The sequence below is a fragment of the Chryseobacterium endalhagicum genome (assembly GCF_016745235.1).
GTDB classification, from domain to species: domain Bacteria; phylum Bacteroidota; class Bacteroidia; order Flavobacteriales; family Weeksellaceae; genus Chryseobacterium; species Chryseobacterium endalhagicum.
On the sequence record NZ_JAELVM010000001.1, the window covers coordinates 1,997,057 to 2,022,263 of the forward strand.

Consider the following 25,207-nt stretch of genomic DNA (forward strand, 5'->3'; position numbering starts at 1 on the left):
AAAATTTTTGCAAAGTTATTTTAAATTCATCTAAAATGAAAAAGCTAAGCATGAAAGTTTAAGTTTTACAGCACAAAAAGGGCTTTTTTTTGATCATGAAGTGAAAATAGGGCGGAACTGCAATTTTTTATATCTTGTATAGGATAAATTTATACCATAAACCTGATTGACATGTCAAATGAAACTGCTCCTCTTATCAGTTATTTTAAAAGTTATATTCCCCTTTCAAAGGAAGAAATTGAAGTACTGAATGAAAGGATAACCGAAAGAAGAATTAAGCGTAAACAATTTATCCTGCAGGAAAATGAGGTGTGCCAGTATTATACCTTTGTGGTATCCGGATGTTTTAAAATGTACAGTGTGGATAAGAACGGGACAGAGCATAATCTGCAGTTCGCTTCAGAAAATGACTGGATTGTAGACATTGACAGTTTTCACAACAAAAAGCCCAGCCAGTTATATATCGCTGCGCTGGAAAACGCTGTGGTGCTTCAGATTGAAAAGAAAGATCTGTGGTATCTTTATACCTACTTTCCCAAATTCGACCGGAACTTCAGGGTGATTATAGAGCATAAATTTATAGAGCTTCAGAACAGAATGCTTCAGAATATCAGTGCTACGGGAGATGAGAAGTATGAATTTTTTCTCAAACAGTATCCCCAGCTGGCCAACCGGCTTTCCAATACTCAAATTGCTTCCTACCTGGGAATTACGCCCCAGTTTCTCAGTAAAATCCGGGCGAAAAGGATAAAAAATTAATCCGTTTTATGAAACTATATTAAGAATTGGCCTTACCAAAAGTCAAGATGCTTTCTTAAACTTGTTTGCAGGTTTCACAGTAATATCCATTGTAATTTTGGCCTATACAAAACATTTAAAATTACAGAAAATGGAAACACAGAAAAAAGTAGCCGTAATTGGCTTAGGGAATATTGGTAAAGCAGTTGCCGGTAATTTAATCAACAACAAGCACCAGGTTATTGTAGCGGCAAGGAATGCTGATGAAGCAAATGATTTTGCCGCACAGTCGGGTGGGTTTGCTCAAAGTACAAGTATTGAAGAGGCTATTGATACGGCAGATATTATAATTCCTGCGATATGGTTTGGTTCTTTTAAAGACTTCTTTAATGATCACGGAAATCAATTACAGGGGAAAGTACTGGTGGACGTTTCCAATCCCATTGCTCCGGACGGAAATGGTGGTTTTAAAAAGATCATCGGAGAAAGAGAGTCCGCAGGGGAGATTAATGCCTCTATTGCTCCTAAAGGAGTAAAGATGGTAAAAGCTTTCGGAACGCTGGGTGCGGGAACTCTGGCTTCAGCTTCCAATCACACGCCTGAAAAAGAGGTTTTATTTTATGCTTCTGATGATTCGGATGTGAATGGGGATATTGAAAATTTAATTAAGGACAGTGGTTTTGAGCCGTTAAGAGTAGGTGGCCTGGATCAGTCGATCCGTATTGAAGTTTTTGGAGATCTTCATGAATTTGGAGCATTGGGAAAAGCGGTAAGCCTTGAAGAAGCAAAGTCAAAGCTGTAGTGATGAAAAAAATACTCACCGCAGTTCTGGTTGCATGCATATTATCAGCCTGTTCCGGGAAAAAAGAAAACAACAGTTCTACAATTAACACAGAAAAAAATACAGCAATGGAGACCGATGCAAAAAAGAATATAGAAGAAACGCTAAAGGCCTATGAAAATGCCCTTAATGCTTCATCTACTGAACAGGTATTACCTTTATATACACAGAACGGAATATTCATGCCTCAGGGAGGTCCTACGGCTGAAGGTCAGGAACAACTGAAGGGAGCTTATGATTTTGTTTTCAAAACATTACAGCTCAATGTAAAGTTTAGAATTGATGAAATGACTGTAATCAATGAAAACTATGCAATTGCCCGTACCATGTCTAAAGGTACTCAGCTGATTCACGCAGAAAATAAAACAACGCCGGAAGAAAACCGTGAACTGTTTGTCCTGGAAAAGGAAGACGGTCAATGGAAGATCGCCCGATATATGTTTAATAAATCGAAATAATAAAAATGCCTGACCAACGTCAGGCATTTTTTAAGGTTTTATGTGAATTCCTTTTTGATTTCCGATTGTCCGCAATCACATTAAATGTTACCCCTAAAAGGATCAGGGTAATGCCAATAAGCAGATTCATCGTGAATTTTTCGTGAAACATTAAAACGCTTACCATCACAGCCACTACAGGCTCCAATGCTCCTAAAATGGCAGTCGGCGTCGATCCGATATATTTTATAGCGTAAACCAGACACAGGCTGGAAATTACGGTCGTCAGAAAAGCAAAAACAATAAAGTTTAAAAATATAGATACGGAAGGAATAGCAAAAGATTCACCCGCAGCTGAAGCTTTGAGCATAAAAAATGCCGATGTAAAAAGCATGGAGTAGAAGGAAAGCTTGAATCCGGATACTTTAAGATCAGATTTGTTGACAATCACCATATAAAGAGCATAAAACAATGAACTCAGCATGACAATTCCGAGGCCTGCAAAATTGATCTCCAGACCATTTCCTTTTAAACATAAAACAATGACGCCTGCAAAAGCCAGCAGCAGAGACATGACGGATAATTTGGTCAGTTTTTCCTTGTAAAAAAAGAACATAATCAAAGCCACAATCACCGGATAAATAAATAAAACGGTAGAAGCGATTCCCGGAGTAAGGAAATCATAGCCGATAAATAAAAATTCTGAAGAAAGGGCATAGCAGACTCCCAGAACCGCAAGGATCAAAGCTTCTTTTTTGTTGATTTTCAGGCTTTCTTTGGAGTACAGCAAATATCCGCCTACCATTAAAGCAGAAAATAAAAATCTGTAGAACAGCGTAATGTCCATAGAAAAATGCGCCTGTTTGAGCGGCAGGATAAAGATGGGAATCAGTCCGAATGAAACTGACGACAAAATCCCTAAAAGATAACCTTTGATTTTCATTTGCTGTTTTGTTTTTGTATGAGGCTAAGGTTAAGATTAAGGCTGAGCATGTGTGAGTAGGTTAATTTGAGCCTGGATAAATACTCAACTATTATAACCCTAAACTTTAACTCCCAAAAAACGTATCCCACAGCTTTCATTCCACAATTTGAGATTATTTTATAAAAAACCACTGAAAATAATTCAGTGGTTTTTTAAATTTATATGATGATACCGGTATTACATTTGTTTGTACTCGATATTCATCTGTTTTTCCATTTCTCTGTAATGTCCGGAAGTTAGTTTTTCACGGATACCATCGAAAGCGGCTAATGTTTCGTTAATTTCTGAATCTGTGTGCGACGCAGTAGGGATCAGTCTTAGTAAGATCATTCCCTTAGGAATTACAGGATATACCACTACTGATGTGAAAACACCGTAGTTCTCTCTAAGGTCTTTAGCAAGAAGGGTAGCTTCAATGGTAGTTCCTTCAATGAAAACAGGAGTTACGCAAGTATTGGTATTTCCAAGATTGTACCCTCTTTCTTTCAGACCGTTTTGAAGTTTATATACATTTTCCCACAATTTAGCTTTGATTTCCGGACGTGTTCTTAAAAGTTCCAGTCTTTTTAATCCTCCCACTACCATTGGCATGGTAAGAGATTTCGCAAAAATCTGAGAACGAAGATTGTATTTTAAAAATCTGATGATCGTTTCATCCCCCGAAAGGAAAGCTCCGAAACCGGCCATAGATTTAGCAAAAGTAGAGAAATAAACATCAATCTGATCCTGACATCCCTGCTCCTCACCAGCTCCCGCTCCGGTTTTACCCAAAGTTCCGAAACCGTGTGCATCATCTACCAATAGTCTGAAATTGAATTTAGATTTTAAGTCGCAGATTTCTTTCAGTTTTCCCTGCATTCCTCTCATTCCGAAAACCCCTTCCGTGATCACTAAAATTCCTCCTCCGTTTTCTTCTGCTACTTTAGTGGCTCTGGCTAAGTTTTTCTCTAAACTTTCTATATCATTATGCTTGAACGTAAAGCTTTTTCCCATGTGAAGACGAACTCCGTCTACGATACATGCGTGAGAATCAGCGTCATATACAATGACGTCATGTCTTGTCACCAATGCATCGATCGCTGAAACCATTCCCTGGTAACCGAAATTCAATAAATAAGCAGCTTCTTTCTGAGTGAATTCTGCCAATTCTTTTTCCAATTGCTGATGCTGCTGGGTTTCACCTGACATTGCTCTTGCACCCATCGGATAAAACATTCCGAATTCTGCAGCAGCTTTCGCGTCAGCTTCTAAAACTTCCGGGTGGTTACAAAGTCCTAAATAATCGTTGGCACTCCAGAAAATTACATCCTTACCTTGAAATTTCATTCTTGGACCAATCGGACCTTCCAGTTTTGGGAAAACAAAATACCCTTCAGCATAATCTGCAAATTGTCCCAATGGACCTGGATTTTGTTTAATACGTTCAAAAATATCTAACATTTTGTATAGTAATTTTTAAGTGAAAAAGTCTTTCCTGTAAAACACAAAAGACTTTATTGGTATCGTGGTTTATATATTTCTATTTGATGAATTCCGTTTTGAAAACTTCATCGTAATTATGTACGCAGTTGTTGATAAAACCTTGTTCAGCCATCCATTTATCACTGTATACCTTCGTGATATACCTTGATCCGTGATCCGGGAATATAAGGACAATGATATCGTCTTTAGTCAGCTCGTGAGACTGTGCGTACTGAATCAGGGCCTGGGTTACAGCTCCTGTAGTATATCCTCCCATGATGGCTTCTTTAAGGGCTATTTCACGGGTTCTGTAAGCAGACATCTCGTCATTTACTCTTACAAATTCATCTATTCTATCAAAAAGAAGGGCAGCAGGGATCAAATTTTTTCCCATTCCTTCAATCTGATAAGGATGTACATCTTCTTTGTGAATTTCCCCGGTTTCGTGATAGGATTTCAGGATAGAACCATCCGCATCTACACCAATGATCTTGATGTCCGGATTTTTCTCCTTTAAAAACTTACCTGAACCTGACAATGTTCCACCTGTTCCAGTGCAGGCAAAAAGGTGCGTTACCTTTCCTTCTGTCTGCTCCCAAATTTCAGGACCTGTAGTCTGGTAGTGTGCATCAATATTCAACTCATTAAAATATTGATTGATGTAAACTGAATTCGGGGTTTCTGAAGCTATTCTTTTAGCCACTTCATAATAAGATCTGGGATCATCTGCTGCTACATTGGCGGGACAAATGTATACGGTAGCCCCCAATGCCTTTAGGTAAGAAATTTTCTCAGGCTTTGTTTTGTCGCTTACCGCCAGAATACATTTATATCCTTTAATAATACAGACCATCGCAATAGAAAACCCGGTGTTTCCTGAAGTAGTTTCTACAACTACGGAATCTTCCTTTAATAAACCTTTTTTTTCAGCGTTTTCTATAATATGAAGTGCTATTCTATCTTTTGTGGAATGTCCAGGATTATATGATTCTAACTTGGCATAAACGGTTGCAGGAATATCTTTTGTAACAGTATTAAGCTTCACCATAGGAGTATGTCCTATTAGGCCAAGAATATTATCGTAAACATTACTCATTATTTGTTATTTTCAATAAAAATCTGACCGCAAAAATACAAAAAAATAAATAATTACTAAACTTTTGTTTGATTTCAAGCCTGTGATATAGCAAAATTTATTTTTTGATTTGCAATCTTGGATGAACTAAGGTCACAAATACTGCGCCAAATTTTTTAAATTTTGTTAAAAACACCATAGAATGCTATAAAAGCCTTATTTTCGCGTAATTGATTTAATACTATGAAAAATTGGACTTTTAAGCAATGGAACACCGTTTTAGGATGGGTGATTTTTGTCATTGCATTTTTCACGTACTTGTCGACCATAGAACCCAATTTCAGTTTCTGGGATTGCGGCGAGTACATTTCTTCTGCAGTAAAACTTGAAGTAACGCATGCTCCCGGAGCCGCTTTGTTTCAGATCGTGGGTGCCGTGGCAGCCATTTTTGCTTTAGGTAAAGGCGAAAACTATTCTATTGTGATCAACGCGATGTCTGCATTGTTCAGTGCACTGACGATTCTGTTCCTGTTCTGGACGATCACGCATTTTGTAAGAAGACTTTTAAACAAAGATTTCGATGAAATAACGAAACATCAGGAAATCTCCATTCTTTTTGCAGGTGCCGTAGGCGCATTGTGTTTCACATTTTCAGATACGTTTTGGTTCTCTGCAGTAGAAGGGGAAGTGTATTCCATGGCTTCTATGTTCATCGCCTTATTGGTCTGGCTGATCACAAAATGGGAAAACGAATATCTTGCGAAAGACAGTGAAAGATGGATTATCCTTATTTTCTTTGTATTAGGACTTTCCGTAGGAGTACACATGATGGGGATGCTTGCAGTACCGGCTGTATGTCTGGTGTACTACGCAAGAAATTACAAATTTACCTGGAAAAACTTTATCTGGGCGAATGCGATCACTTTGGGAATTCTGATTATTGTGTTCAAAATTATTTTCCCATTGATCATGACGATGTTCGGAAGACTGGAAATATTCTTCGTAAACGGATTGGGTCTTCCTTTCCACTCAGGAACAATCGTCGCGTTTATTTTAATGACTGTAGCTTGTTTCTTCATCATTAAATATGCAAGAAAAGCTAAGAAAAATATTTATCAGACTGCTGCATTGTCAGTGGTGTTTATGATCATTGGTTTCTCATGCTGGATGGTCATTCCTATCAGAGCGAATGCAAATCCTCCGATGAACCTTAATGATCCGGATACCGCAATTGGGATGCTGGATTACTATAACAGAGAACAATACGGTGACTGGCCAACGATTTACGGGCAAAACTATACCGCTTTTCTTGATGCGAATGGAATTGAAAAGAACGAAGACGGAAGTTTCAAAACTCAGAAAACCGGAGAGATCTACGAAAAAGACGAAAAAACTGGAACCTACAGAAAAACAGGTGACCGTTTCAATTATATCTTCAGCAAGTCTCAGATCAGCTTGATGCCGAGAATGTTCAATGAAGATAAAGATGTAATGGCGAACTACATTTCCATGTACGGAGCCCCGGATTTTACCTTCAATTATGGAAATGAAGATGTAGCGGATAATCCTCAGGCAAAACAGATTTTTGACGAGCTTAGAGGAAAATATGAAGACAAATCCATTACAGCAGCAGATTATTTAAAGGTGAAGCCTTACAATCTGATCAACGTTCAGAAGCCTTCACTGGCCCAGAATATGGATTATTTCATTACGTTCCAGAACGGATATTATTTTGTAAGATACCTGATGTGGAACTTCGTGGGAAGACAGAACGACCTTGAAGGAAACATGGAGAACACAAAAGGAAACTGGATTTCCGGAATTTCTTTTATAGACAATGCTTTACTTGGAAATCAGGATAAGATGCCTGCAAAATTCCAGAACGAAAGTACGGTGAAATTCTTCTTTTTACCTTTAATTTTAGGGTTAATCGGTTTCTTTTTCCAGTTAAACAGAGACTTCGGAAGGTTCTATGCCTTACTTTCATTATTTGTTTTAACGAGTGTTGGAATTATTTTCTATACCGGAGTAAAACCTTTCGAACCGAGAGAAAGAGATTACGCAATGGTAGGTTCCTTCTACGCATTTGCGATCTGGATCGGGCTTGGAGCCGGAGCTATTTTATGGTTCATTCAGTCTAAAGTAAAATCCAACGGAGCAAATATTGCTTTAGGAGTTGTTTTATTGGGTGTACCGTTTATGATGGGCTTCCAGAACTATAATGTACACGACAGAAGCAACAGATATACAGCCTATGACTATGCATATTCAGTATTAAAATCACTTCCGAAAAACGATATTTTATTTGTTTACGGAGATAATGACACGTATCCGGTTTGGGCTATTCAGGAAACGGAAAGGTTCAGAGATGATGTGAAGGTGGTGAATTTCACCCTTGCTTCAACGCCATGGAACTTAGACCAGATCAAGAGAAAGACCTACAACGCGGCAGGAATTCCAAGTGAACTGACCCACGATGATTACAGAGACGGTGTGAATGACCAGATCTATATGATGAAAAAAGAAGACTGGGAAGGAGTTTTCTCTATGCTGAAAGAGCAGGGCGTTCCGGATACCCAGTTCGGGGCTTTCAGAAAATACCTTACACAGGATTCTTTAACATTGAAAGAGGCTGTTAATTTCATCAAATTCAAGTCTCCTGAAAAAGACGAGCTTTTAAAAATGTATTTCGGAGAAGAGAAGTACGAAAAATATAATATTCTTCCGGTAAATAAATTCATTCTTCCTGTTAATAAAGAAAATGCTTTAAGAGCAGGAATCATCACTCAGGCAGATCTTCCGAACGTAGTAAACCAGATCATGATCACGTACAAAGGAAACACCCTTTACAAAAACAACCTGATCATGCTGGATATGCTTGCCAATTTCGACTGGAAGCGTCCGATCAACTTCTCATCAGGAGGAATCTACGACAGCGAAAATATTTTCTACCTGAATGAATATCTTCAGTTCGACGGTTTCAGCTACAGACTGGTTCCAATCCACACAGCTGAGAATGCAGACGGAGATATGGGAAGAGTAGATGTCAATTCTTTATATAATGTAGTGAAAAACTTCAGATGGGGTAATTTTAAAGACTTAAATACCCATTTTGATGAAACTGCTACTTCAAATATCATGAGCTACAGAATGTCAGCAAGCAGAGCTGCTTCAGCATTGGCATTAAGCGGACAGAAAGCTAAAGCGGTAGAATTATTAGATCTTGCATCCAAAGAAATTCCTGCAGAGAAATTTAATGATCCACGTTCATTAAGTGCTATGGTAACAGGATATATCATTGCAGGACAGGAGAAAAAAGGTCTTCAGCTTGCAGAAATCCTTAAAAAAGGAATTTTTGACGAGTACGATTATTATTTAAGCCTTGCTCCGGCAGATCAGAATTTCGCCAGAAGACAGATGAGAGCTAAACCAATGGAATATTCTCTTGTCGTAGCAGCGGTTACAGATGCTTATCAGAAGCTGGGTCAGAAAGAAAAAGCCTACGGTTATCTGGTGAAATCCATTGAGCCGATCGATAAGAAGTTCAATGTTTTCATCAAAGAACTTCAGCAGATGGGTAAGGAAAAGGCCATGAAGGAATCTGAAAACGTACAGAAGATCACGCCATTCTACCAATATTTATTTGATGTAATGGAACCTTATGATTCTACCTATTCGAAAGAAAAAGAAAATCAGATCACCACAGCCATTATTAAAGTAACACAATAATACAGCTTATCAAAAACGGAACTTCGGTTCCGTTTTTTTGTTATTGGGATTCCTGATTTTTAAGATTATATTTGTCAAACTAAAAATGCGTGATGGCAAAAAATAAAAATAACAGGCTCCCGATCTATGCCGTGATTTTTACGGTTGTTTTTAAACTTCTTTTTCTACTGACCCATTATATCCAGGAAGATGCATTCATTACCTGGAGAGTAGCCCAGAATCTGATGGATTACGGGGTGATAGGATTTAACGGAGCCACCAAAATTTCGGCTTCTACCACACATTTGTATGTTTTTGTGTCCTATATTTTTAATCTGGTCTTCGGAAAGGAGTATTTTATTGAGCCTTTGTTGATTTTTAATTCAGTTCTTTTTACCATAGGAACATTGCTTCTGGCTCATTTAACCCTTAAAAATCCGTGGCATAAAGCTATTTTTATATTTTTAATCGGAATATTGCCGCCCTCCATTAAAATTTCTATTCTCGGAATGGAATATGGAATTCTTTTCTTTCTGGAAATGTTGCTTCTGTATTACGGTTTCAGTAAAAACAAAAAATGGGCATTGATCCTTCTGCCGGCTTTAATTATGTTTACAAGGATCGATACCGTGATCTTCCTGGGTATTGTTTTCCTTGTTGATATTATCTGGAACCGTAAGATCAGATGGAATTATATCTTTGGAGGCATTCTGGGAATTGTATCTGTGCTTTCCTTCAACTGGCTGTATTTCGGGGAACTGGTGAATAATACCATTGTGGCCAAGAAACTGCTTTATGAGCACAATTTTACTTTTGCACAGAACCTCAATTATTTTTTCGCCAGCTTCGGGAACTTCTGGGGAATGCTGAAACTGCCGGGATCTTTCAATCCGGTAACCCTTATCATTCTGGTTTTTGAATTATTGTGCTTCATTTATCTGGTTCGTCAGAGGGAAAAGAGGAATTACTTCCTGTGGATGATCTTCCTTTTCGGGTGGGCAAAACAGATTATTTTTATCTCTCAAAAAAGCTTATTCGACTGGTATTACTGGGTGCCTCAGCTTCTGCTTTTTGTTCCGGTTCTGATTTTTGTCCTGGAACAGAAAGAAAAACGAAACTTATGGATGTCCTTATTGGTTGTATTCTATATTGTTCCGATGCTGGCTTTCCAGACTGTACATGCCATCGCGACAGGAAACGGTGAGTGGAATTACCGCAGAGGAATCGGGATTTTTCTGGATGCCTTCGAAAAAGATAAAAAACAGTGGATTCTTCTTGAACCTGCCGGCTATGTACCTTATTTTTCCGGACTAAGAACCATTGATGAAGTAGGACTGGTAGACAAACAGATCCAGACAGAAGTGAAAAAAGATAAAGCCCATTATTGGCTCAATACCGTAAAAAACAGAAAGCCGAAATATCTTCTTTCCTATAAAAATTTATTTGAAGGAAATGATGCGGAATATTACCAGACCCATTACAAAGTGATGAAAGAATTCAGGATAAAGGACAACCTGAAAAGTGACAATCCTATTCTGGAAAAGATCTACCATTTCAAGCCTTCCGGAACGGATTACAATCTGTATATTAGAATTGATTGAAAAATAGAAGTTAGAAACTAGAAATTAGAAGTTAGAGGTTAGAAGTTAGAAGTCGATATATAAACACTCTAATACTCTCAAACTCTCTCACCCTAAAACCCTAAAACTCTCAAACCTAATCCCTATCACCTAATCCCTAAAAAAATGAAATACTGTGCTTTTCTCCGCGGCGTTAACGTAAAAGGAACCAATATGAAAATGGCTGATGTATGCCAGGTTTTTAAAGATGCCGGAATGCAGGATGTAAGCTCTGTGCTGGCCTCCGGAAATATTGTGTTCTCTTCTGATAAAAATGCCGGAGATCTGAAAGAAATTTTAGAAAAAGCGATGTCTGAACATTTTTCTTACGAAGCTTTTTTATTCGTTAAATCTAAAGAAGAAACAGAAGTTTTCTGGAACAGTATTCCTTTTGAAAAGAATGACGACCTTCATATCTATGCTTTTGTAGGAAATAATGGCGTGGAAAATGTTTTGATGAGTGAATTTGAAGCTGCTTCCAAAACGGAAAATGAGAAGGCAGAAATTGTAGGGGAGCTGTTTTACTGGCAGGTCCCGAAAGGAAATACGCTGGATTCCTCATTTGGAAAAGTCCTTGGGAAGAAAAGCCTTAAAGATCAGTTTACAAGCCGGAATATCAATACTTTTGAGAAGATTCTGAAGAAAATGGGTTAGTACTCTTTTTTTTGCTCCCGCTGATTAAGCAGATTATACAGATTTTAAAGATAATTATGTATTTTTTGAACCATTAAGATCAGTGAAGGAGGTAAGAATCGTTAAGGGAAATCTAAAGATTTTTTAAGCTGTACCCCTAAAAGCGAAGCTCATCTTAATCATCTTAAAACCTAAAATCTCCTTAATGGTTCAAATCAGGTTCTTAACTTAAAAAATAACTAAAGTTTTAAAAAGCTTTTGCACCTTTTGTGGTTGATTTTTTTTTCACCACTGATTCCACTGAGAAGATTCTGAAGAAAATGGGTTAGTACTCTTTTTTTTGCTTCCTCTGATTAGGCAGATTATTATCGATTCTAAAGATAATTGTGTATTTTTTGAAACATTAAGATCAGTGAAGGAGGTAAGAATCGTTAAGGGGTAATCTAAAGATTTTTTAAGCTGTACCCCTAAAAGCGAAGCTCATCTTAATCCTCTTAAAACCTAAAATCCTCTTAATGGTTCAAATCAGGTTCTTAACTTAAAAAATAACTAAAGTTTTAAAAAGCTTTTGCACCTTTTGTTGTTGAATTTTTTTTCACCACTGATTACACGGATGAGCACAGATGATTGCTTATTATTTTCTTGAAATATACTGTTTGATTTATTGCTGTATAAATAGAAAAACAATCTTTATAAAAAACTGATAATAAGAATCTGCGTTATCTGTGGAATCTGTGTGAAATAAATATTTTTTCCCCACTGATTCCACGGATGGGCACAGATGATTGCGTATTATTTTTTATGAAAGTTTATAATTTTTATTTGGATATTTCTAAAAACGCTTTTATTTTCCCTAATCCCTAATCCCTAATCCCTAATCCCTAATCCCTAATCCCTAATCCCTAATCCCTAATCCCAATCAAACTCGTCAAATAATTTCCGATTCTGAAACTTTATAAGTATTTTTACTGAACTTTTTAATTACAATAAAAATGATCCAGTATTTAGATAATATTCATCACAAAGATTCAAAAAACTTTTTCCTTATTGCCGGTCCGTGCATCATTGAAGGTGAAGACATGGCGTTAAGAATTGCAGAAAAAGTAATTTCTATAACAGACAAATACAATATTCCCTATATTTTCAAAGGAAGCTTTAAAAAGGCGAACAGAAGCCGTGTGGATTCTTTTACCACCATTGGTGAAGAAAAATCTCTTGAAATTCTGAGAAAAGTAGGCGAGACCTTTAATATTCCTACGACAACGGATATTCATGAAAATGAGCACGCTGCACTGGCTGCACAATACGTTGATGTGCTGCAGATCCCTGCATTTTTGGTACGTCAGACTGATCTTTTGGTAGCTGCGGCGGAAACCGGGAAATGTGTTACTTTGAAAAAAGGGCAGTTTCTTTCTCCGGAATCCATGAAATTTGCCGTTCAGAAGATTACAGATTCCAATAACCAGAAAGTAGCCATTATTGAAAGGGGAAATTCTTTCGGGTATACGGATCTTGTGGTAGATTACAGAGGTATTCCTACGATGAGAGAATATGCGCCTGTTATTCTGGATGTTACCCATTCATTGCAGCAGCCTAATCAGAGTTCCGGGGTTACAGGCGGAAGACCTGACCTTATTGAAACAGTGGCAAAAGCAGGAATTGCAGTAGGAGCGGACGGAATTTTTATTGAAACCCATCCTACACCGGAAACCGCTTTATCAGACGGAGCCAACATGTTAAGATTGGATTTATTGGAAGATTTGTTACAGAAATTAACAAGAATCAGAGAATCAATTTTGTAATTGTCAAAAAATCCCTATTTTTAGAAATTCTTAAAATATTTCGTTTGAAAAAACTAGTTTTACCACTAAGCCTTATGGTTCCCGTGCTGATTTTCTCTCAAAACAGAAAAAAAGATACGACGGCGAGAGTAACCGATATTGAGGAAGTAGTTTTCCAGAAAAAAATAACCGGGAAAACGAGCGACCTTACCAACGTAAAAATTTCAGCAAAAGATGCTAAAGGAATCGCAACTATTGGTGGAGGAATTGAAGGGCTTCTTAAAACCCTTCCTTCCGTAAACTCCAACACTGAGCTGTCTTCCCAATACATGGTACGTGGCGGAAACTATGACGAAAACCTTATCTACATCAACGATATTGAGATCTACAGACCTTTTCTGATCAGAAATTCACAGCAGGAAGGAATGAGTATCATCAATCCGGATATGGTAGCGGCCGTTAACTTCTCCGCAGGTGGTTTTGAACCGAAATACGGCGATAAAATGTCTTCTGCGCTTAATATTTACTACCGTGAGCCTGAAAAATTTGAAGTTTCAGGAGAAGCGAGTTTAATTGGCGGAAGGCTGACAGCGGGTCTGGCTTCAAAAAACAAGAAACTGACCGCTTTATTTTCAGGAAGATACAGAAATACCAATCTGGTGCTGAATACCCTAAATGAGGATACGGATTTTAACCCTACCTACTGGGATTTCCAGTCTTATATCAATTATCATTTCAACGATAAATTCTCCCTGTCATTCATTGGATATTACTCCAAAAATGATTACGAAATGATTCCAAAGGCCAAGAGTGTCACTTTTGGAAGCCTTAATCAGCCTATTACCGTAAATATCGGATATAACGGACGGGAGCAGGATATGTATAAAAATATGATGGGAACCGTTTCCATGAACTTTAAGCCTTCTGACCAGTGGAAATTTACATTGGATAGTTTTGCTTACCAGAACAGGGAAAAGGAATATTATACCATTGCATCCGGCTATGAAATCCAGACATTTAATCCGGTAACAGAAGCTCCGAATCCTTCTTTTGACGGGGGAGGCCAGATAGAGCATGCCAGAAATGACCTGTTTGTGAGAACGTACGGAACCCAGTTCAGAGCCAAGTTTTCTCCTAACGTCAATACAGATATAGAAGTAGGCGTTAAGTATGAAAAAGAAAATCTGAATGACAATACCAATGAATGGAAATTGGTAGATGCCGCAGGATACAGTATTCCGCGTCCTATTGATGACCCGAGAACGGGAATGTCAGGTGATCTGGAATTATTCTATCAGATTGCCGGAAAAAACAAAATAGAACCTTCGAGACTGTCTGCTTACGGACAGTATTCACAGAAATTATATTGGGGAGCCAGCAAAGTGCTTTTCAATGTGGGAGCCAGGGTTTCTAACTGGAGCTTCAACAAAGAAACGATATTTTCACCAAGATTCCAGTTTGCTATAAAGCCAGACTGGGATACGGATATGCTCTTCAAACTTTCGGGAGGGATCTATTATCAGGCCCCTTTCTATAAGGAGATCAAAGACCTTGACGGAAACTTTAATTCCAATATAAAATCCCAGCGTTCCATGCAGCTGATTCTTAGTAACGACTATGAATTTTACATGTATGACCGACCATTCAAGCTGACTACAGAGGCTTATTACAAGAAAATGGATGATCTGATTCCTTACTATATGGACAATGTAAGAATCCGTTATTCCGGTAAGAACAATGCTTCAGGATATGCGTACGGAATTGATACCAGATTATTTGGTGAATTTGTTCCGGGAGTAGATTCCTGGTTATCTGCGAGTTATGCAAGGGTTTATGAAAATATTGATGGCAGAGGAGATATTCCGAGAGCTACAGATCAGAGATTCAGATTTGCGATGTTCTACCAGGATTATATGCCTAAATTCCCTTCAATGCGTGTGAACCTTACTTTGGTGTACGCCATGGGACTTCCGAACGGAGCACCGGTTTTCACAGATCCTTACCAGTATCAGAGAACGCTGCCTTCGTATAAAAGAGTGGATCTAGGACTTTCAAAAGTATTCATCGATTCCAAGGACAAGAAAAAACGTTACGGTTTCTGGGGTAATTTTGAAGAACTTACTTTAGGGGTTCAGGTTTTCAATGCATTTAACATTAACAATACTGTTGCCAACCAATGGATCACGGATTATAACACCAATGTAATGTATCCGGTTCCGGTACGTCTTACGGGGCGTTTCTTCAATGTGAAACTGGAATTTAAGTTATAGAATTTAGAAGCTGGATTTTAGAAATTAGAAAGTATTAGACTTGAATATGAAAATCCGGCTAATCTATAAATCAACAGCAATAAAATAAACAAAAGCTTCTGGAAATATTCAGGAGCTTTTTTGCTGGGCAGAATTTTATAACAAGTACACACAATTTTATAACAACAGTTTCAGGGATATTTTTAACTTTGTCCTGTCAATGAAAAAGATTCTCGCCATATTGTTCTCTGTTTTCTACTTTGGATTTTCTTCCGGAGCAGCTTTCAGCGTGCATTTCTGTATGGAAGAATTTGTTTCCGTAAGCCAGAAAACCACAGACATCTGTGGAAAATGTGGTGTTAAGGAAAAAAAGGGATGTTGTAAAACAGAGGTTAAAGTGGTAAAAGTAGATGATTCCCAGAAATCCGACCTGCTTAAGATTGACTTTTCAAGCCAGATAGCACCAACGTTTACACAGCACGAATTTTTCTTCATCGACAAATCTTTTTCAGCTTCAAAACTGACTCAGATAAGAATCAACGGGCCTCCGGAATACAAACCGGTTCCTATCTACCTCAATCATTGTAATTTTAGAATTTAAGATCCGTCTGTTGTCTGGTGTGAATCAGATGATCATTCCTTCGTAGACAACACGGTTCAACGCATCATGCGTTCCCATTATTCTTTATTAAAAAATTAATTCTAAAATTTAAAACAATGAAAAAGTATATCATTACAGCAGCACTATCTCTATTCTCCATTATTTCACTTTCTGCACAGTCTAAAAAAGATGCTCAGGTTTCAAAACTGTACCAGAACTATATTGCCATCAAATCTGCTTTGGCTTCAGATGATGCGGACAAAACTTCAAAAGCAGCCACTGAATTCATCAAAACAGCTTCAACAGTTGACTATAAAATGGTTTCTGAGGGCAATTTGAATATTTTAAGAAAAGATGCAACCGTAATTTCTGATGCCAGAAATATTACGGCACAAAGAGAAACATTTTCCAACCTTTCGGAGAATATGATCGCTCTGACGAAAGAGTTTAAACTTTCTGAACAACCGGTTTACGTACAGTATTGTCCAATGGCAGATTCAAGCTGGCTGAGCGATGAAAAACAAATCCTTAATCCGTACTACGGAAAATCTATGCTTTCCTGCGGAAGTGTAAAGTCAGAGATAAAATAATTATTGTATTTAATTTTAAAACAAACAGTTGCATAGCTTAAATTCTAACTGGCTTTAAGTTGGTGCATCTTTAAAAAGTTCGGAATATCATGAAAAAAATGATCATATTTCTGATGCTTTTGTTCTCTGTTTTTACGCTCGCCCAAACAACCAAAACGTATTACACGTGCCCGATGCATCCTGAGGTAGTATCTTCTAAACCCGGAGACTGCCCGAAATGCAAAATGACGCTGGTAAAGAAAACCGTTGTGACAAAACCGAAAGTTACGGCACAGCCTAAAACAGTAGAGAAAGCAACAGATGTTAAACCTAAGATAAATAAAGTTCAGAATAAGACTGAGGTTAAGGCTAAGGCTAAGACTAAGATTAAGGCAGAGGCTAAAAGTAGTGCCGTACCGAAATCTATAGAAACTTCAAAAGGTAAAGCTGAAGCTCGTTCTTCTAAACCTCAATCTCAAACTCAATACACCTGTCCGATGCACCCGGAAGTTGTTTCTGAAAAACCAGGGAAGTGTCCGAAATGCGGAATGGAACTGGTAGAAAAAGAAAACCATCAGCATGTTCCTGCGGAAGAACCAAAAGCAGATCAATCTGTATTCAAAAGAAATTCTGAAAACGGGAAAGTGACTTTTGGTGGAAAAACAGTACGATACGACCTTTATGTGAAAGACACCATCGTCAATTTTACCGGGAAAAACCGCAGAGCCATCGCAATTAACGGAAAGCTGCAGGCTCCGACCTTATATTTCACGGAAGGAGACACAGCGGAGATCTATCTTCATAACATGCTGAAAGAAAATACAGGACTTCACTGGCATGGAGTGATCCTTCCCAATGAACAGGACGGAGTTCCTTATCTTACGACAAAACCTGTGACGCCGGGAGAAACCCATTTGTATAAATTCAGGGTGTCGCAGAACGGGACGTACTGGTATCATTCCCACGAAGCTTTACAGGAACAGATCGGGATGAACGGAATTCTGGTATTTAATAAAAGAGAAGACGAGCCCAAATCGTCCTACAACAAAGAGATCCCGGTATTATTAGGAGACTGGAGTGATGAAGATCCGATGCAGATCGCAAGAAGGCTTCACATGGCCAATACAGACTGGTATGCCATTAAAAAGAATGCCGTACAGAGTTATTGGGAAGCCATTAAATCCGGAAATTTCGGAACAAAAGCCCTGAATGAATGGAAAAGAATGGAAGCCATGGATGTGAGTGATGTTTACTATGATAAATTCCTGATCAACGGGCTTCCAAGCTCTGATTATTCCAATCTGAAAGCGGGTGATAAGGTAAGGCTGAGGGTAGCCAACGGAGGATCATCCACCTATTTCTGGCTGAATTATGGGGGCGGAAAATTTAAAGTAGTCGGAAACGATGGGAATGATGTGGTTCCGGTAGAAGTGGACCGCCTGATCATCGGGGTTTCCGAAACGTATGATATTGAAGTGACCATTCCGGAAAATAAAAGCTTTGAATTCCGTTCCACCTCAGAAGACAGGGTCGGTCATGCTTCCCTGTGGCTGGGCTCCGGTGAAAAAGTGGAAGCTCCCAATCTGCCGAGGCTCCTGCTTTTTGAAGGCATGAAAATGATGAACGGAATGATGGAAATGAGCGGAAATATGAAGCCGATGAATATGGAGATGGGCAAACAGATGATGGACATGAATGAAGTAATGTATCCCGAACTTCCTGAAAGCCAGCGAAAAATGACGATGAAGCATATGAATGAAATGATGGGAATTAAGACTAAGGAAGAAGATCATTCAACGGGAGCTTCAGGAGCCACCGATCATTCAGGAATGGATATGAAAGAAGAGAAAACAATCAAAAGACTTTCGTACAACCTCCTGAAATCTCCTGAAAAGACAATTCTTCCTGATGAAAACGTAAGAGAACTGAAGTTTACCCTGGAAGGAAATATGAACCAGTATCTGTGGACCCTTGACAATAAAACAGTCACGGAAACCGATAAGATCCTGGTGAAAAAAGGGGAGATCCTGAGAATTACGATGTACAATAATTCTATGATGCGCCACCCGATGCACCTTCACGGTCATGATTTCAGACTGATCAATTCAAAAGGAGAATATTCTCCCCTGAAAAACGTACTGGATATTATGCCGATGGAAACCAACACCATTGAATTTGCAGCCAATCAGGATGGCGACTGGTTTTTCCACTGTCATATTTTATACCACATGATGGCGGGAATGGGAAGAATATTCAGCTATGAGAATTCAAAACCCAATCCGCAGCTGCCCAACAGAAAGCTGGCCTGGAAAAACTTTCTGAAAGACAACAAAATGGTCAGCTCCATGGGAATGCTGGATATAGCAAGCAACAAAGTACATGCAGAATCGATGACGATGTTCGGGCCAAGATGGGCGAATCTGAATCAGTTTCATTCCAACTGGGATTTCGATCACTTTGAAGGAAACGTGAAAGTGGGAAGATTTCTTGGGAAATTCCAGTGGGCGCTTCCTTATGCAGGTTTCAGGATTCAGAAGAATCATGAGATCATGGAAAGACAGATGGCTGAAGATATGGGAATGAAATTCCGTGGCAAGAAGTCGTGGTTTGGGCAGCAGAGTGCTTCAAAAGACCAGTATGCCTTTATGGTTGGGGTACAGTATCTTTTACCGATGCTGATCACCGCTGATGCCAGTGTAGACCAGAACGGAAAAGTACTCCTTGAATTAAGCAGGGAAGATATTCCGATCTCCAGAAGGATAAGGGGGAATTTCACCCTGAACTCTGACGGAGAATTCTCAACAGGATTAAGATACATTTTACAGAAATGGTTATCGGTCTCCGGAAATTATGATAATGAAATGGGCTGGGGAGCCGGACTTACTTTAACCTATTAATGAGAGAGGTTGTCATTTTTGACAACCTCTTTTTTATATTTTATACCAGAATGAACGATCTTGTAAACACATCCATTGAGAATATCGAAAGAGTGACGTTTTTTTTCACGCAAAGTTTCTTGAAACGTTCTTGATTATTTTAAGGAAAGCAAAGATATCGGCTTCCCTGTTAATTAAGCATTCAGTATAGTGTACGCTTAGTCGAATCAATCTCCGATTGATTCTTTCTTTGCTAACTTTAATAAGCGGAACTAAAATATTCCTTTGCATCAAAAAAATATCACTTATACTTATTAGAAGAACTCTTATAGTTTTTTGATGCAAAAGGTTATTATCGATATAGGATATCTGAGGGTGCAAAGTAGAATCAATCTCCGATTGATTTGATTAAGCGGATGTTTTGTTTACGCTTAATCGCTGACGGAGTCTGCTTCTTTGCTTACTTAAATCAAGCATTATTAAACAATGTTATTTTAGAAAGTATTTATAAAACTTCAATACTTTTTTTACTTTACGCTTGGTTTTTTGCCTGTTTGTAGCTTTAATGATTTCTTCCAGACATTGTTCCGGAGAAATTCCCGATAACAATGAATACTCCTGACCTATGATTTGGAGAATATCCGGATCATTGGTTACCCGCGAAAAATTTTTAAACCTGTCGGCATTTTCAAATCTTTCGTGAAAATTCATCCTGTTTAAGTCTACCAGAAAAAAACGGTATTCATTGTTGATTTTCTTTATTAAAAAATTTCCGGGCGAATTATCTATGAATTCAATTCCCTGTTCATGCAGCTGATAGATTAATAAAGTATATCCTTTAACAATTTCCTGCCAGTCTTCAAAGGAATTTTTGTTGAGAAATACATCTTCCAGTGTAAATCCGTTTTCCAGCTGCTCGCTTATATAATAACTGTTTGTTAACCCGATGCAGTCGTGAAATTCTACATAAGCGATAGGTTTTGGGGTATAGAAATTTTTAGAAATCAATAAATGGGCATATTCGAAAGAGCGCTTTGCTTTGGACTTCCGGTAATATTTGTAGACATGCCTGTTAATTATATTATGCTGTTTAAATGATTTAAAATTAAGGGTCATATTGTTGATGATGATCCACTTTACAATATTTCTGGTTCCAGGTCCTATCAGGTTCCCTTCATTTTGAAAATTTTTTATAATGCGGAGTACATCAGTAGCGTAGTGGGTGTAATCTGTTGCAACGATTAGGTTCATAGTAACATGGGTGCGGTATTAATATATTCAAATTCCGTTCAGTTCATGGGGCTCAAGATTGGCCTGTAGTCATTATTGAAGTACCTTTTTTATCAGATCTGATATTTCCTTTTCATTAACCTGGTTGGTATCTACAGAAAAGCTTTTATCATTGTAAGGCTTATACATATTGTCATTGGTGACCGAAAATAACCCTAGTGTTGGCGTTCCCGATGCACTTGCTAAATGCATGACTCCATTATCAGCAGCGATAAAAATGCAGGTATTGGCAATGAATGCGGCCATTTCCCGGATATCGGTGCTGTAGAAAGTCGGGATTTTAAAATTTAATTTAGAGATATTTTCTACCGGCAGAAGTTCCACGAAGTTATACTCAGGAAACTCAGATTGCAGATGGGCGTAAAAAGAATTCCACCAATCTTCGGAATAGCATTTTTCCCCTGTAGCATTAGTATACAGACAAATTGTTTTTTTGTCGTTATTGATGATCTGGGCCAGTTTTATTTTACCGGTTTCTATTTCATCTTTATCTAATTTAATACTTAGATAAGGGATTTTGCTTATATTTTCTTCAAATCCCAATTGAGTCAGGAATTTTCTCAGGTTGTATATTACGTTTTTGGCGGAATGCTGATAATCGGAGTGTTTCAGATGAAGCTCCTCATCCCATTCACTGTAAAATTTATATTTGGCATTGGCCAGCCGGGTCGATAATTTTCCTGATGACGAGCCGTGGGTAGAATTGATCACCAAATCATATTTTTTCCAACGCAGCGTAAACCAGCCATTTACATATTTAAACAAATTTTTGAATGGCTTTTTGGGAAGCTGGATGATCTGATCAATATTTTCGTAATTTTTAAAAATAGTAGGAGAGATGCCGCCTTTTACAAACAGATCAACTCTGGCATTGGGAAACGCATTGGTAACCTCCTGTACAATGGGGGTAAGCAGTAAAAGGTTTCCTAATCTATGGTTTGGGCGTGAGATTAATATTTTTTTTATCGTTGTGTTTTGGGCATGTATGGGGGAAGAGCTTGATTTGCCAATATTTTTTGTAATGCTGTGCATGAATTTCCTTCTGACGGCATTGAGGTTTTTCGGTACTTTCATATAAGGGCCAGGATATTTTTTGTTTTTTATATTTTACTCTTTCATTGTAACCGTCGCCATCTGGTTTTAAATAAAAAAAATGCTAAGTAGATTTTAATATGTATTTATTGTTAATTTTTCATTAAATCCATTTAAACAGGAGCGTATGTTAACTAATGTTCATATTAAAGTGATTTATTATAACCAATTTATAGACTAAACGTAAAAAATCTATATTTTAGTGATTGATAACGACTATAGTCGAATTTTGAAATGTCAATGAGTTTTATTTTAATAGTATTCAATTCTTTGTGATATTTATTTTTTCAGTTACTTCTCAATTTTAACTTTTATAAATGAAAAACATTATTGTATAGAAAATCAATTATGGAAGAAAATCAAAATTTTAGTACGGAAGGGCTCAACGCTGTGGAGCTAATGGAACAACTCAAGATCAAAACAGAATCTCTGTATAAGGAATTTCAAAGCCTGAGCTCCGGAGTTTCCATTATGGATGAAAAGCTAAAGCGAACAGAACACTTCGTTGAGCAAAATCTGAAAGAACTGAAAGAAAAAGCTGGGACTGTCAGGGTAGGAATTTCCCCGGAAGATCTCCGGCAGCTTGAATCGTACAAAGATTATTTCAATCACTATAAACCTCTTTTATATGTCTCACTGTTCATTATTTTATCGGGTTGGGGATTAGGAATTTTCAGTGCTCTTTCCGGAGTGAAATGGTATAAGGAGAGCGTCCGCACGAAGCAGGAAATAAGAACTGATGTTCTGCAGGAAATAAAAGCACAGGGAAATATGATCATTGAGAGCCAGACATTCCTTAACTACAGGGAACAGAGTGAGGCTTTAAAAGCCTGGCAGAAGTCAAATCCGAAGGAGAGTGAATCGTTTACCAACTATTTAAAACAATATCAAAAATTAAAGAAAGAAAATAAATAATTTTTTTTGAGAAAACGGCCAAATAAAAAGGCTGCCCATTCTTTGGACAGCCTTTGTTTATGAAAACTGAATTTTTTCAGTAATTATATTTTTAATTAGTAGCTTTCTGTGCAGCACCTGCTGTTTTTTCAGCTGGTGTGTAAGTTACTTTTGTAATGTCAACAGTCATTTCTTTCAGTCGTTTTGCTACAGGTTCAGGCATATCTTTCTGATATCTTCCTCCGATGATTTCGGCAAGGAATTTCTCTGTTTCAGCGTACATAGCCATATTATTAACCGGTTTTCTGAATCCGTGCCCTTCATCGTCTGCCAGGATATAATTTACTTTTTTCCCTTTTTCACGAAGCGCAATTACAATCTGATCTGCTTCCGCCTGTTTTACTCTAGGATCATTAGCTCCCTGAATAATCAATAATGGCTTCACGATTTTATCTACGCTGAACAACGGACTTGCCTGCTGCATAAGCTTTTTACCTTCTTCTGTTTTAGGATCACCTACCATTCCATACAGAGAGGCACGGGCGGCTTCCCAATAGGCAGGAACAGAGTCAAGAAGGGTAAACAGATTACTAGGTCCAACGATATCAACACCTCCAGCATACAGGTCAGGAGTGAAAGCAAGACCCGCCAATGTTGCATAGCCACCGTAGCTTCCTCCCATGATCACCACTTTGTTTTTATCCGCAATTCCCTTGTCAATCAGGTATTTTACGCCCCAGGTGATATCATCCTGCATCAGTTTTCCCCACTGAAGATCACCGGCGTTTTTGAATTTTTTTCCGTAACCTCCACTGGCTCTGAAGTTAGGCTGAAGTACAGCGTACCCTCTGTTCGCTAAAAACTGTACGGTTGAGCTGTAGCCCCAGTAATCTCTCGGACCTTTCGGACCTCCGTGAACTAAAACCACTACCGGAAGATTTTTCCCGGAAGAGTTTGCAGGAATGGTTAGATAAGCGGGAATTTCAAGGCCGTCACTGCTTTTATAAGTGATAGGTGACATAGGAGCCAGATACTTTTCTACTTTTTTCAATTCAGGTCTTGGGGTGTACTGGAAGACCAGTTCTTTGGTTTTAGCATCGAAATAATAGGCTTCTGATGCGTATTTATCGCCCCAAACTGAGATTAAAAACTTGGAATAGTCTTTTGTTGAGCTGGCAAAATCAACTTCTCTTCCCGGGAATTTACTTTGCAGGAATTTATAGTTGGCTTCCCATGTTTTATCTTTCCAGTAGTTTTCGGTTTTGTCTCCGGTATAGGACGTTGAAATGATTTTTCTGGTATTTCTGTCCATAGATAATCCTCCGAAATCCACTTTTCCTTTCGGATCGCTTTCTATTTTGGTGATCTGCTTGGTTTTCGGATCCATCAGGTATAAGGCAGATTTATCCAGATCACCTTTATCTGTTACCAGATAGAATTTTGAGTTGTCTTCATTCCAGTTGGAGATATAAGCACTCTCTGTAACCAATGTTTCATAGATCGGAGTTAACTGATCTCCGTTTTTGTACAGAATCTGGGTGGTTCCTTTTTCATCGGTTTTGGATAAGACTCTTAGTTTTTCATCCCAATCGAAACCATAGCCTGTAATCCTGTCTTTATTTTCATAAATCTTTTTCAGTTCACCGGTTGAAATTTTCAGTGAATACAGGTCATGCCATGCTTTATCACGGTTATTAATCCCAATCATCAACAAATCCGGATCTTTTCTGCTGACCATCTGAATTTGAGCAGTCACATCTTTAAGCGGAGTTAGATTTCTGGACTCCGGAACGCCTTTATCGGCTTTTGCCATAGGATCTACCGCAAAAATATTCATGTTTTCATTTCCGTTATTATCTTTAACGTACAGGATGTACTTTCCGTTTTCAGACCAGAAATATCCTCCCAGGGGACGTTTGCTGTCGGTGAGCGGGCGGGCTTTATCAAAAGGTTCATCTACCTTTTTTACCCAGATATTCATGATTCCTTCATACTGTTTCATAAAAGAGATCCATTTTCCGTCCGGACTCAGCTGTCCGCCTGCAATTTCAGGATTTCCGTAAAAGAGTTCTCTGTCCAGCAGCGGGACTTCCTGTGCCTTTGTGGTCACCAGACCTACAACGATGGCTAATACATAAAAGATTTTTTTCATTTTTTAGATTTATGTTATGATATATCCACTATTCAGATTTGTATAGTGGCTTGTCTTATTGGTAGTTATTATTTTGAAAATGTTACAATGATGCATTTATAATCATGAAAAATAAATATTTTTCTACATTATCCTCAAACATCTGTGTAAATCAGTGTCATTTTTGGTAGTAATCAAAAATATTTTAACTCAGAATGGGTGTGGTT

Annotated in this window: 18 protein-coding genes; 12 read left to right on the forward strand and 6 right to left on the reverse strand. The window is 38.1% G+C overall.

Annotation, left to right across the window (positions count from 1 at the left end):
• Nucleotides 1-171 precede the first annotated feature (171 nt).
• The 3 genes from JET18_RS08795 (at nucleotide 172) to JET18_RS08805 (ending at nucleotide 2,037) form a co-directional block, all read left to right on the forward strand.
• Nucleotides 172-759 carry a Crp/Fnr family transcriptional regulator gene (locus tag JET18_RS08795; protein ID WP_202090233.1) on the forward strand — a complete coding sequence of 196 codons (588 nt, stop codon included), beginning with the start codon at nucleotides 172-174 and terminating at the stop codon, nucleotides 757-759.
• Nucleotides 760-889: 130 nt separating this feature from the next.
• Nucleotides 890-1,540, forward strand: coding sequence for an NADPH-dependent F420 reductase (locus JET18_RS08800; RefSeq protein WP_202090234.1), 651 nt, complete (start codon nucleotides 890-892; stop codon nucleotides 1,538-1,540).
• Nucleotides 1,541-1,542: 2 nt separating this feature from the next.
• A complete protein-coding gene (locus JET18_RS08805; protein ID WP_202090235.1) occupies nucleotides 1,543-2,037 on the forward strand; it encodes a YybH family protein in 495 nt (164 codons plus the stop codon).
• Nucleotides 2,038-2,056: 19 nt separating this feature from the next.
• On the opposite strand, the gene JET18_RS08810 is transcribed toward JET18_RS08805, so the two are convergent.
• The 3 genes from JET18_RS08810 to JET18_RS08820 all read right to left on the reverse strand — a co-directional run bounded on the left by JET18_RS08810 (nucleotide 2,057) and on the right by JET18_RS08820 (nucleotide 5,558).
• Nucleotides 2,057-2,959, reverse strand: a complete 903-nt coding sequence (locus JET18_RS08810; protein WP_202090236.1) for a DMT family transporter — start codon at nucleotides 2,957-2,959, stop codon at nucleotides 2,057-2,059.
• 219 nt (nucleotides 2,960-3,178) lie between these two features.
• A complete protein-coding gene (locus tag JET18_RS08815; protein ID WP_034725487.1) occupies nucleotides 3,179-4,441 on the reverse strand; it encodes an aminotransferase class I/II-fold pyridoxal phosphate-dependent enzyme in 1,263 nt (420 codons plus the stop codon).
• Between the two features lie 79 nt (nucleotides 4,442-4,520).
• Nucleotides 4,521-5,558 carry a PLP-dependent cysteine synthase family protein gene (locus JET18_RS08820; protein ID WP_202090237.1) on the reverse strand — a complete coding sequence of 346 codons (1,038 nt, stop codon included), beginning with the start codon at nucleotides 5,556-5,558 and terminating at the stop codon, nucleotides 4,521-4,523.
• A 222-nt stretch (nucleotides 5,559-5,780) separates the two neighbouring features.
• On the opposite strand from JET18_RS08820, the gene JET18_RS08825 reads away from it, so the two are divergent.
• The 8 genes from JET18_RS08825 (at nucleotide 5,781) to JET18_RS08860 (ending at nucleotide 19,594) form a co-directional block, all read left to right on the forward strand.
• On the forward strand, nucleotides 5,781-9,266 hold the full coding sequence (locus JET18_RS08825; RefSeq protein ID WP_202090238.1) for a glycosyltransferase family 117 protein: 3,486 nt from the start codon (nucleotides 5,781-5,783) through the stop codon (nucleotides 9,264-9,266).
• 92 nt (nucleotides 9,267-9,358) lie between these two features.
• Complete coding sequence (locus tag JET18_RS08830) at nucleotides 9,359-10,846, forward strand: hypothetical protein (protein ID WP_202090239.1); 1,488 nt, start codon at nucleotides 9,359-9,361, stop codon at nucleotides 10,844-10,846.
• A 144-nt stretch (nucleotides 10,847-10,990) separates the two neighbouring features.
• Nucleotides 10,991-11,518: a DUF1697 domain-containing protein gene (locus JET18_RS08835; protein WP_202090240.1), complete on the forward strand. Its 528-nt coding sequence runs from the start codon at nucleotides 10,991-10,993 to the stop codon at nucleotides 11,516-11,518.
• Between the two features lie 971 nt (nucleotides 11,519-12,489).
• On the forward strand, nucleotides 12,490-13,299 hold the full coding sequence (gene kdsA / locus JET18_RS08840; protein WP_048506992.1) for a 3-deoxy-8-phosphooctulonate synthase: 810 nt from the start codon (nucleotides 12,490-12,492) through the stop codon (nucleotides 13,297-13,299).
• A gap of 44 nt (nucleotides 13,300-13,343) precedes the next feature.
• A complete protein-coding gene (locus JET18_RS08845; protein WP_202090241.1) occupies nucleotides 13,344-15,548 on the forward strand; it encodes a TonB-dependent receptor plug domain-containing protein in 2,205 nt (734 codons plus the stop codon).
• Between the two features lie 199 nt (nucleotides 15,549-15,747).
• The gene (locus tag JET18_RS08850; RefSeq protein ID WP_228728506.1) at nucleotides 15,748-16,128 is read left to right on the forward strand and encodes an HYC_CC_PP family protein; all 381 of its coding nucleotides are present in this window, start codon (nucleotides 15,748-15,750) and stop codon (nucleotides 16,126-16,128) included.
• Nucleotides 16,129-16,244: 116 nt separating this feature from the next.
• Nucleotides 16,245-16,718, forward strand: coding sequence for a DUF3347 domain-containing protein (locus JET18_RS08855; protein ID WP_202090242.1), 474 nt, complete (start codon nucleotides 16,245-16,247; stop codon nucleotides 16,716-16,718).
• An 89-nt stretch (nucleotides 16,719-16,807) separates the two neighbouring features.
• Nucleotides 16,808-19,594: a multicopper oxidase domain-containing protein gene (locus JET18_RS08860; RefSeq protein ID WP_228728507.1), complete on the forward strand. Its 2,787-nt coding sequence runs from the start codon at nucleotides 16,808-16,810 to the stop codon at nucleotides 19,592-19,594.
• Between the two features lie 468 nt (nucleotides 19,595-20,062).
• Here JET18_RS08860 and JET18_RS08865 read toward each other — a convergent pair whose 3' ends face one another.
• Nucleotides 20,063-20,824, reverse strand: coding sequence for a lipopolysaccharide kinase InaA family protein (locus JET18_RS08865; protein ID WP_202090243.1), 762 nt, complete (start codon nucleotides 20,822-20,824; stop codon nucleotides 20,063-20,065).
• A gap of 72 nt (nucleotides 20,825-20,896) precedes the next feature.
• The gene (locus JET18_RS08870) at nucleotides 20,897-21,937 is read right to left on the reverse strand and encodes a glycosyltransferase family 9 protein (protein WP_202090244.1); all 1,041 of its coding nucleotides are present in this window, start codon (nucleotides 21,935-21,937) and stop codon (nucleotides 20,897-20,899) included.
• Nucleotides 21,938-22,303: 366 nt separating this feature from the next.
• Here JET18_RS08870 and JET18_RS08875 point away from each other — a divergent pair, with 366 nt between their 5' ends.
• On the forward strand, nucleotides 22,304-22,870 hold the full coding sequence (locus JET18_RS08875; RefSeq protein ID WP_202090245.1) for a hypothetical protein: 567 nt from the start codon (nucleotides 22,304-22,306) through the stop codon (nucleotides 22,868-22,870).
• A gap of 91 nt (nucleotides 22,871-22,961) precedes the next feature.
• Here JET18_RS08875 and JET18_RS08880 read toward each other — a convergent pair whose 3' ends face one another.
• A complete protein-coding gene (locus JET18_RS08880; protein ID WP_202090246.1) occupies nucleotides 22,962-25,001 on the reverse strand; it encodes a S9 family peptidase in 2,040 nt (679 codons plus the stop codon).
• Nucleotides 25,002-25,207: the final 206 nt, after the last annotated feature.

Bases quoted from the DNA above. Each gene is read 5' to 3' on its own strand.
- JET18_RS08795 (WP_202090233.1), top strand. From the start codon at position 172: ATGTCAAATGAAACTGCTCCTCTTATCAGTTATTTTAAAAGTTATATT.
- JET18_RS08800 (WP_202090234.1), top strand. From the start codon at position 890: ATGGAAACACAGAAAAAAGTAGCCGTAATTGGCTTAGGGAATATTGGT.
- JET18_RS08805 (WP_202090235.1), top strand. From the start codon at position 1,543: ATGAAAAAAATACTCACCGCAGTTCTGGTTGCATGCATATTATCAGCC.
- JET18_RS08810 (WP_202090236.1), bottom strand. From the start codon at position 2,959: ATGAAAATCAAAGGTTATCTTTTAGGGATTTTGTCGTCAGTTTCATTC.
- JET18_RS08815 (WP_034725487.1), bottom strand. From the start codon at position 4,441: ATGTTAGATATTTTTGAACGTATTAAACAAAATCCAGGTCCATTGGGA.
- JET18_RS08820 (WP_202090237.1), bottom strand. From the start codon at position 5,558: ATGAGTAATGTTTACGATAATATTCTTGGCCTAATAGGACATACTCCT.
- JET18_RS08825 (WP_202090238.1), top strand. From the start codon at position 5,781: ATGAAAAATTGGACTTTTAAGCAATGGAACACCGTTTTAGGATGGGTG.
- JET18_RS08830 (WP_202090239.1), top strand. From the start codon at position 9,359: ATGGCAAAAAATAAAAATAACAGGCTCCCGATCTATGCCGTGATTTTT.
- JET18_RS08835 (WP_202090240.1), top strand. From the start codon at position 10,991: ATGAAATACTGTGCTTTTCTCCGCGGCGTTAACGTAAAAGGAACCAAT.
- kdsA (WP_048506992.1), top strand. From the start codon at position 12,490: ATGATCCAGTATTTAGATAATATTCATCACAAAGATTCAAAAAACTTT.
- JET18_RS08850 (WP_228728506.1), top strand. From the start codon at position 15,748: ATGAAAAAGATTCTCGCCATATTGTTCTCTGTTTTCTACTTTGGATTT.
- JET18_RS08855 (WP_202090242.1), top strand. From the start codon at position 16,245: ATGAAAAAGTATATCATTACAGCAGCACTATCTCTATTCTCCATTATT.
- JET18_RS08860 (WP_228728507.1), top strand. From the start codon at position 16,808: ATGAAAAAAATGATCATATTTCTGATGCTTTTGTTCTCTGTTTTTACG.
- JET18_RS08865 (WP_202090243.1), bottom strand. From the start codon at position 20,824: ATGAACCTAATCGTTGCAACAGATTACACCCACTACGCTACTGATGTA.
- JET18_RS08870 (WP_202090244.1), bottom strand. From the start codon at position 21,937: ATGAAAGTACCGAAAAACCTCAATGCCGTCAGAAGGAAATTCATGCAC.
- JET18_RS08875 (WP_202090245.1), top strand. From the start codon at position 22,304: ATGGAAGAAAATCAAAATTTTAGTACGGAAGGGCTCAACGCTGTGGAG.
- JET18_RS08880 (WP_202090246.1), bottom strand. From the start codon at position 25,001: ATGAAAAAAATCTTTTATGTATTAGCCATCGTTGTAGGTCTGGTGACC.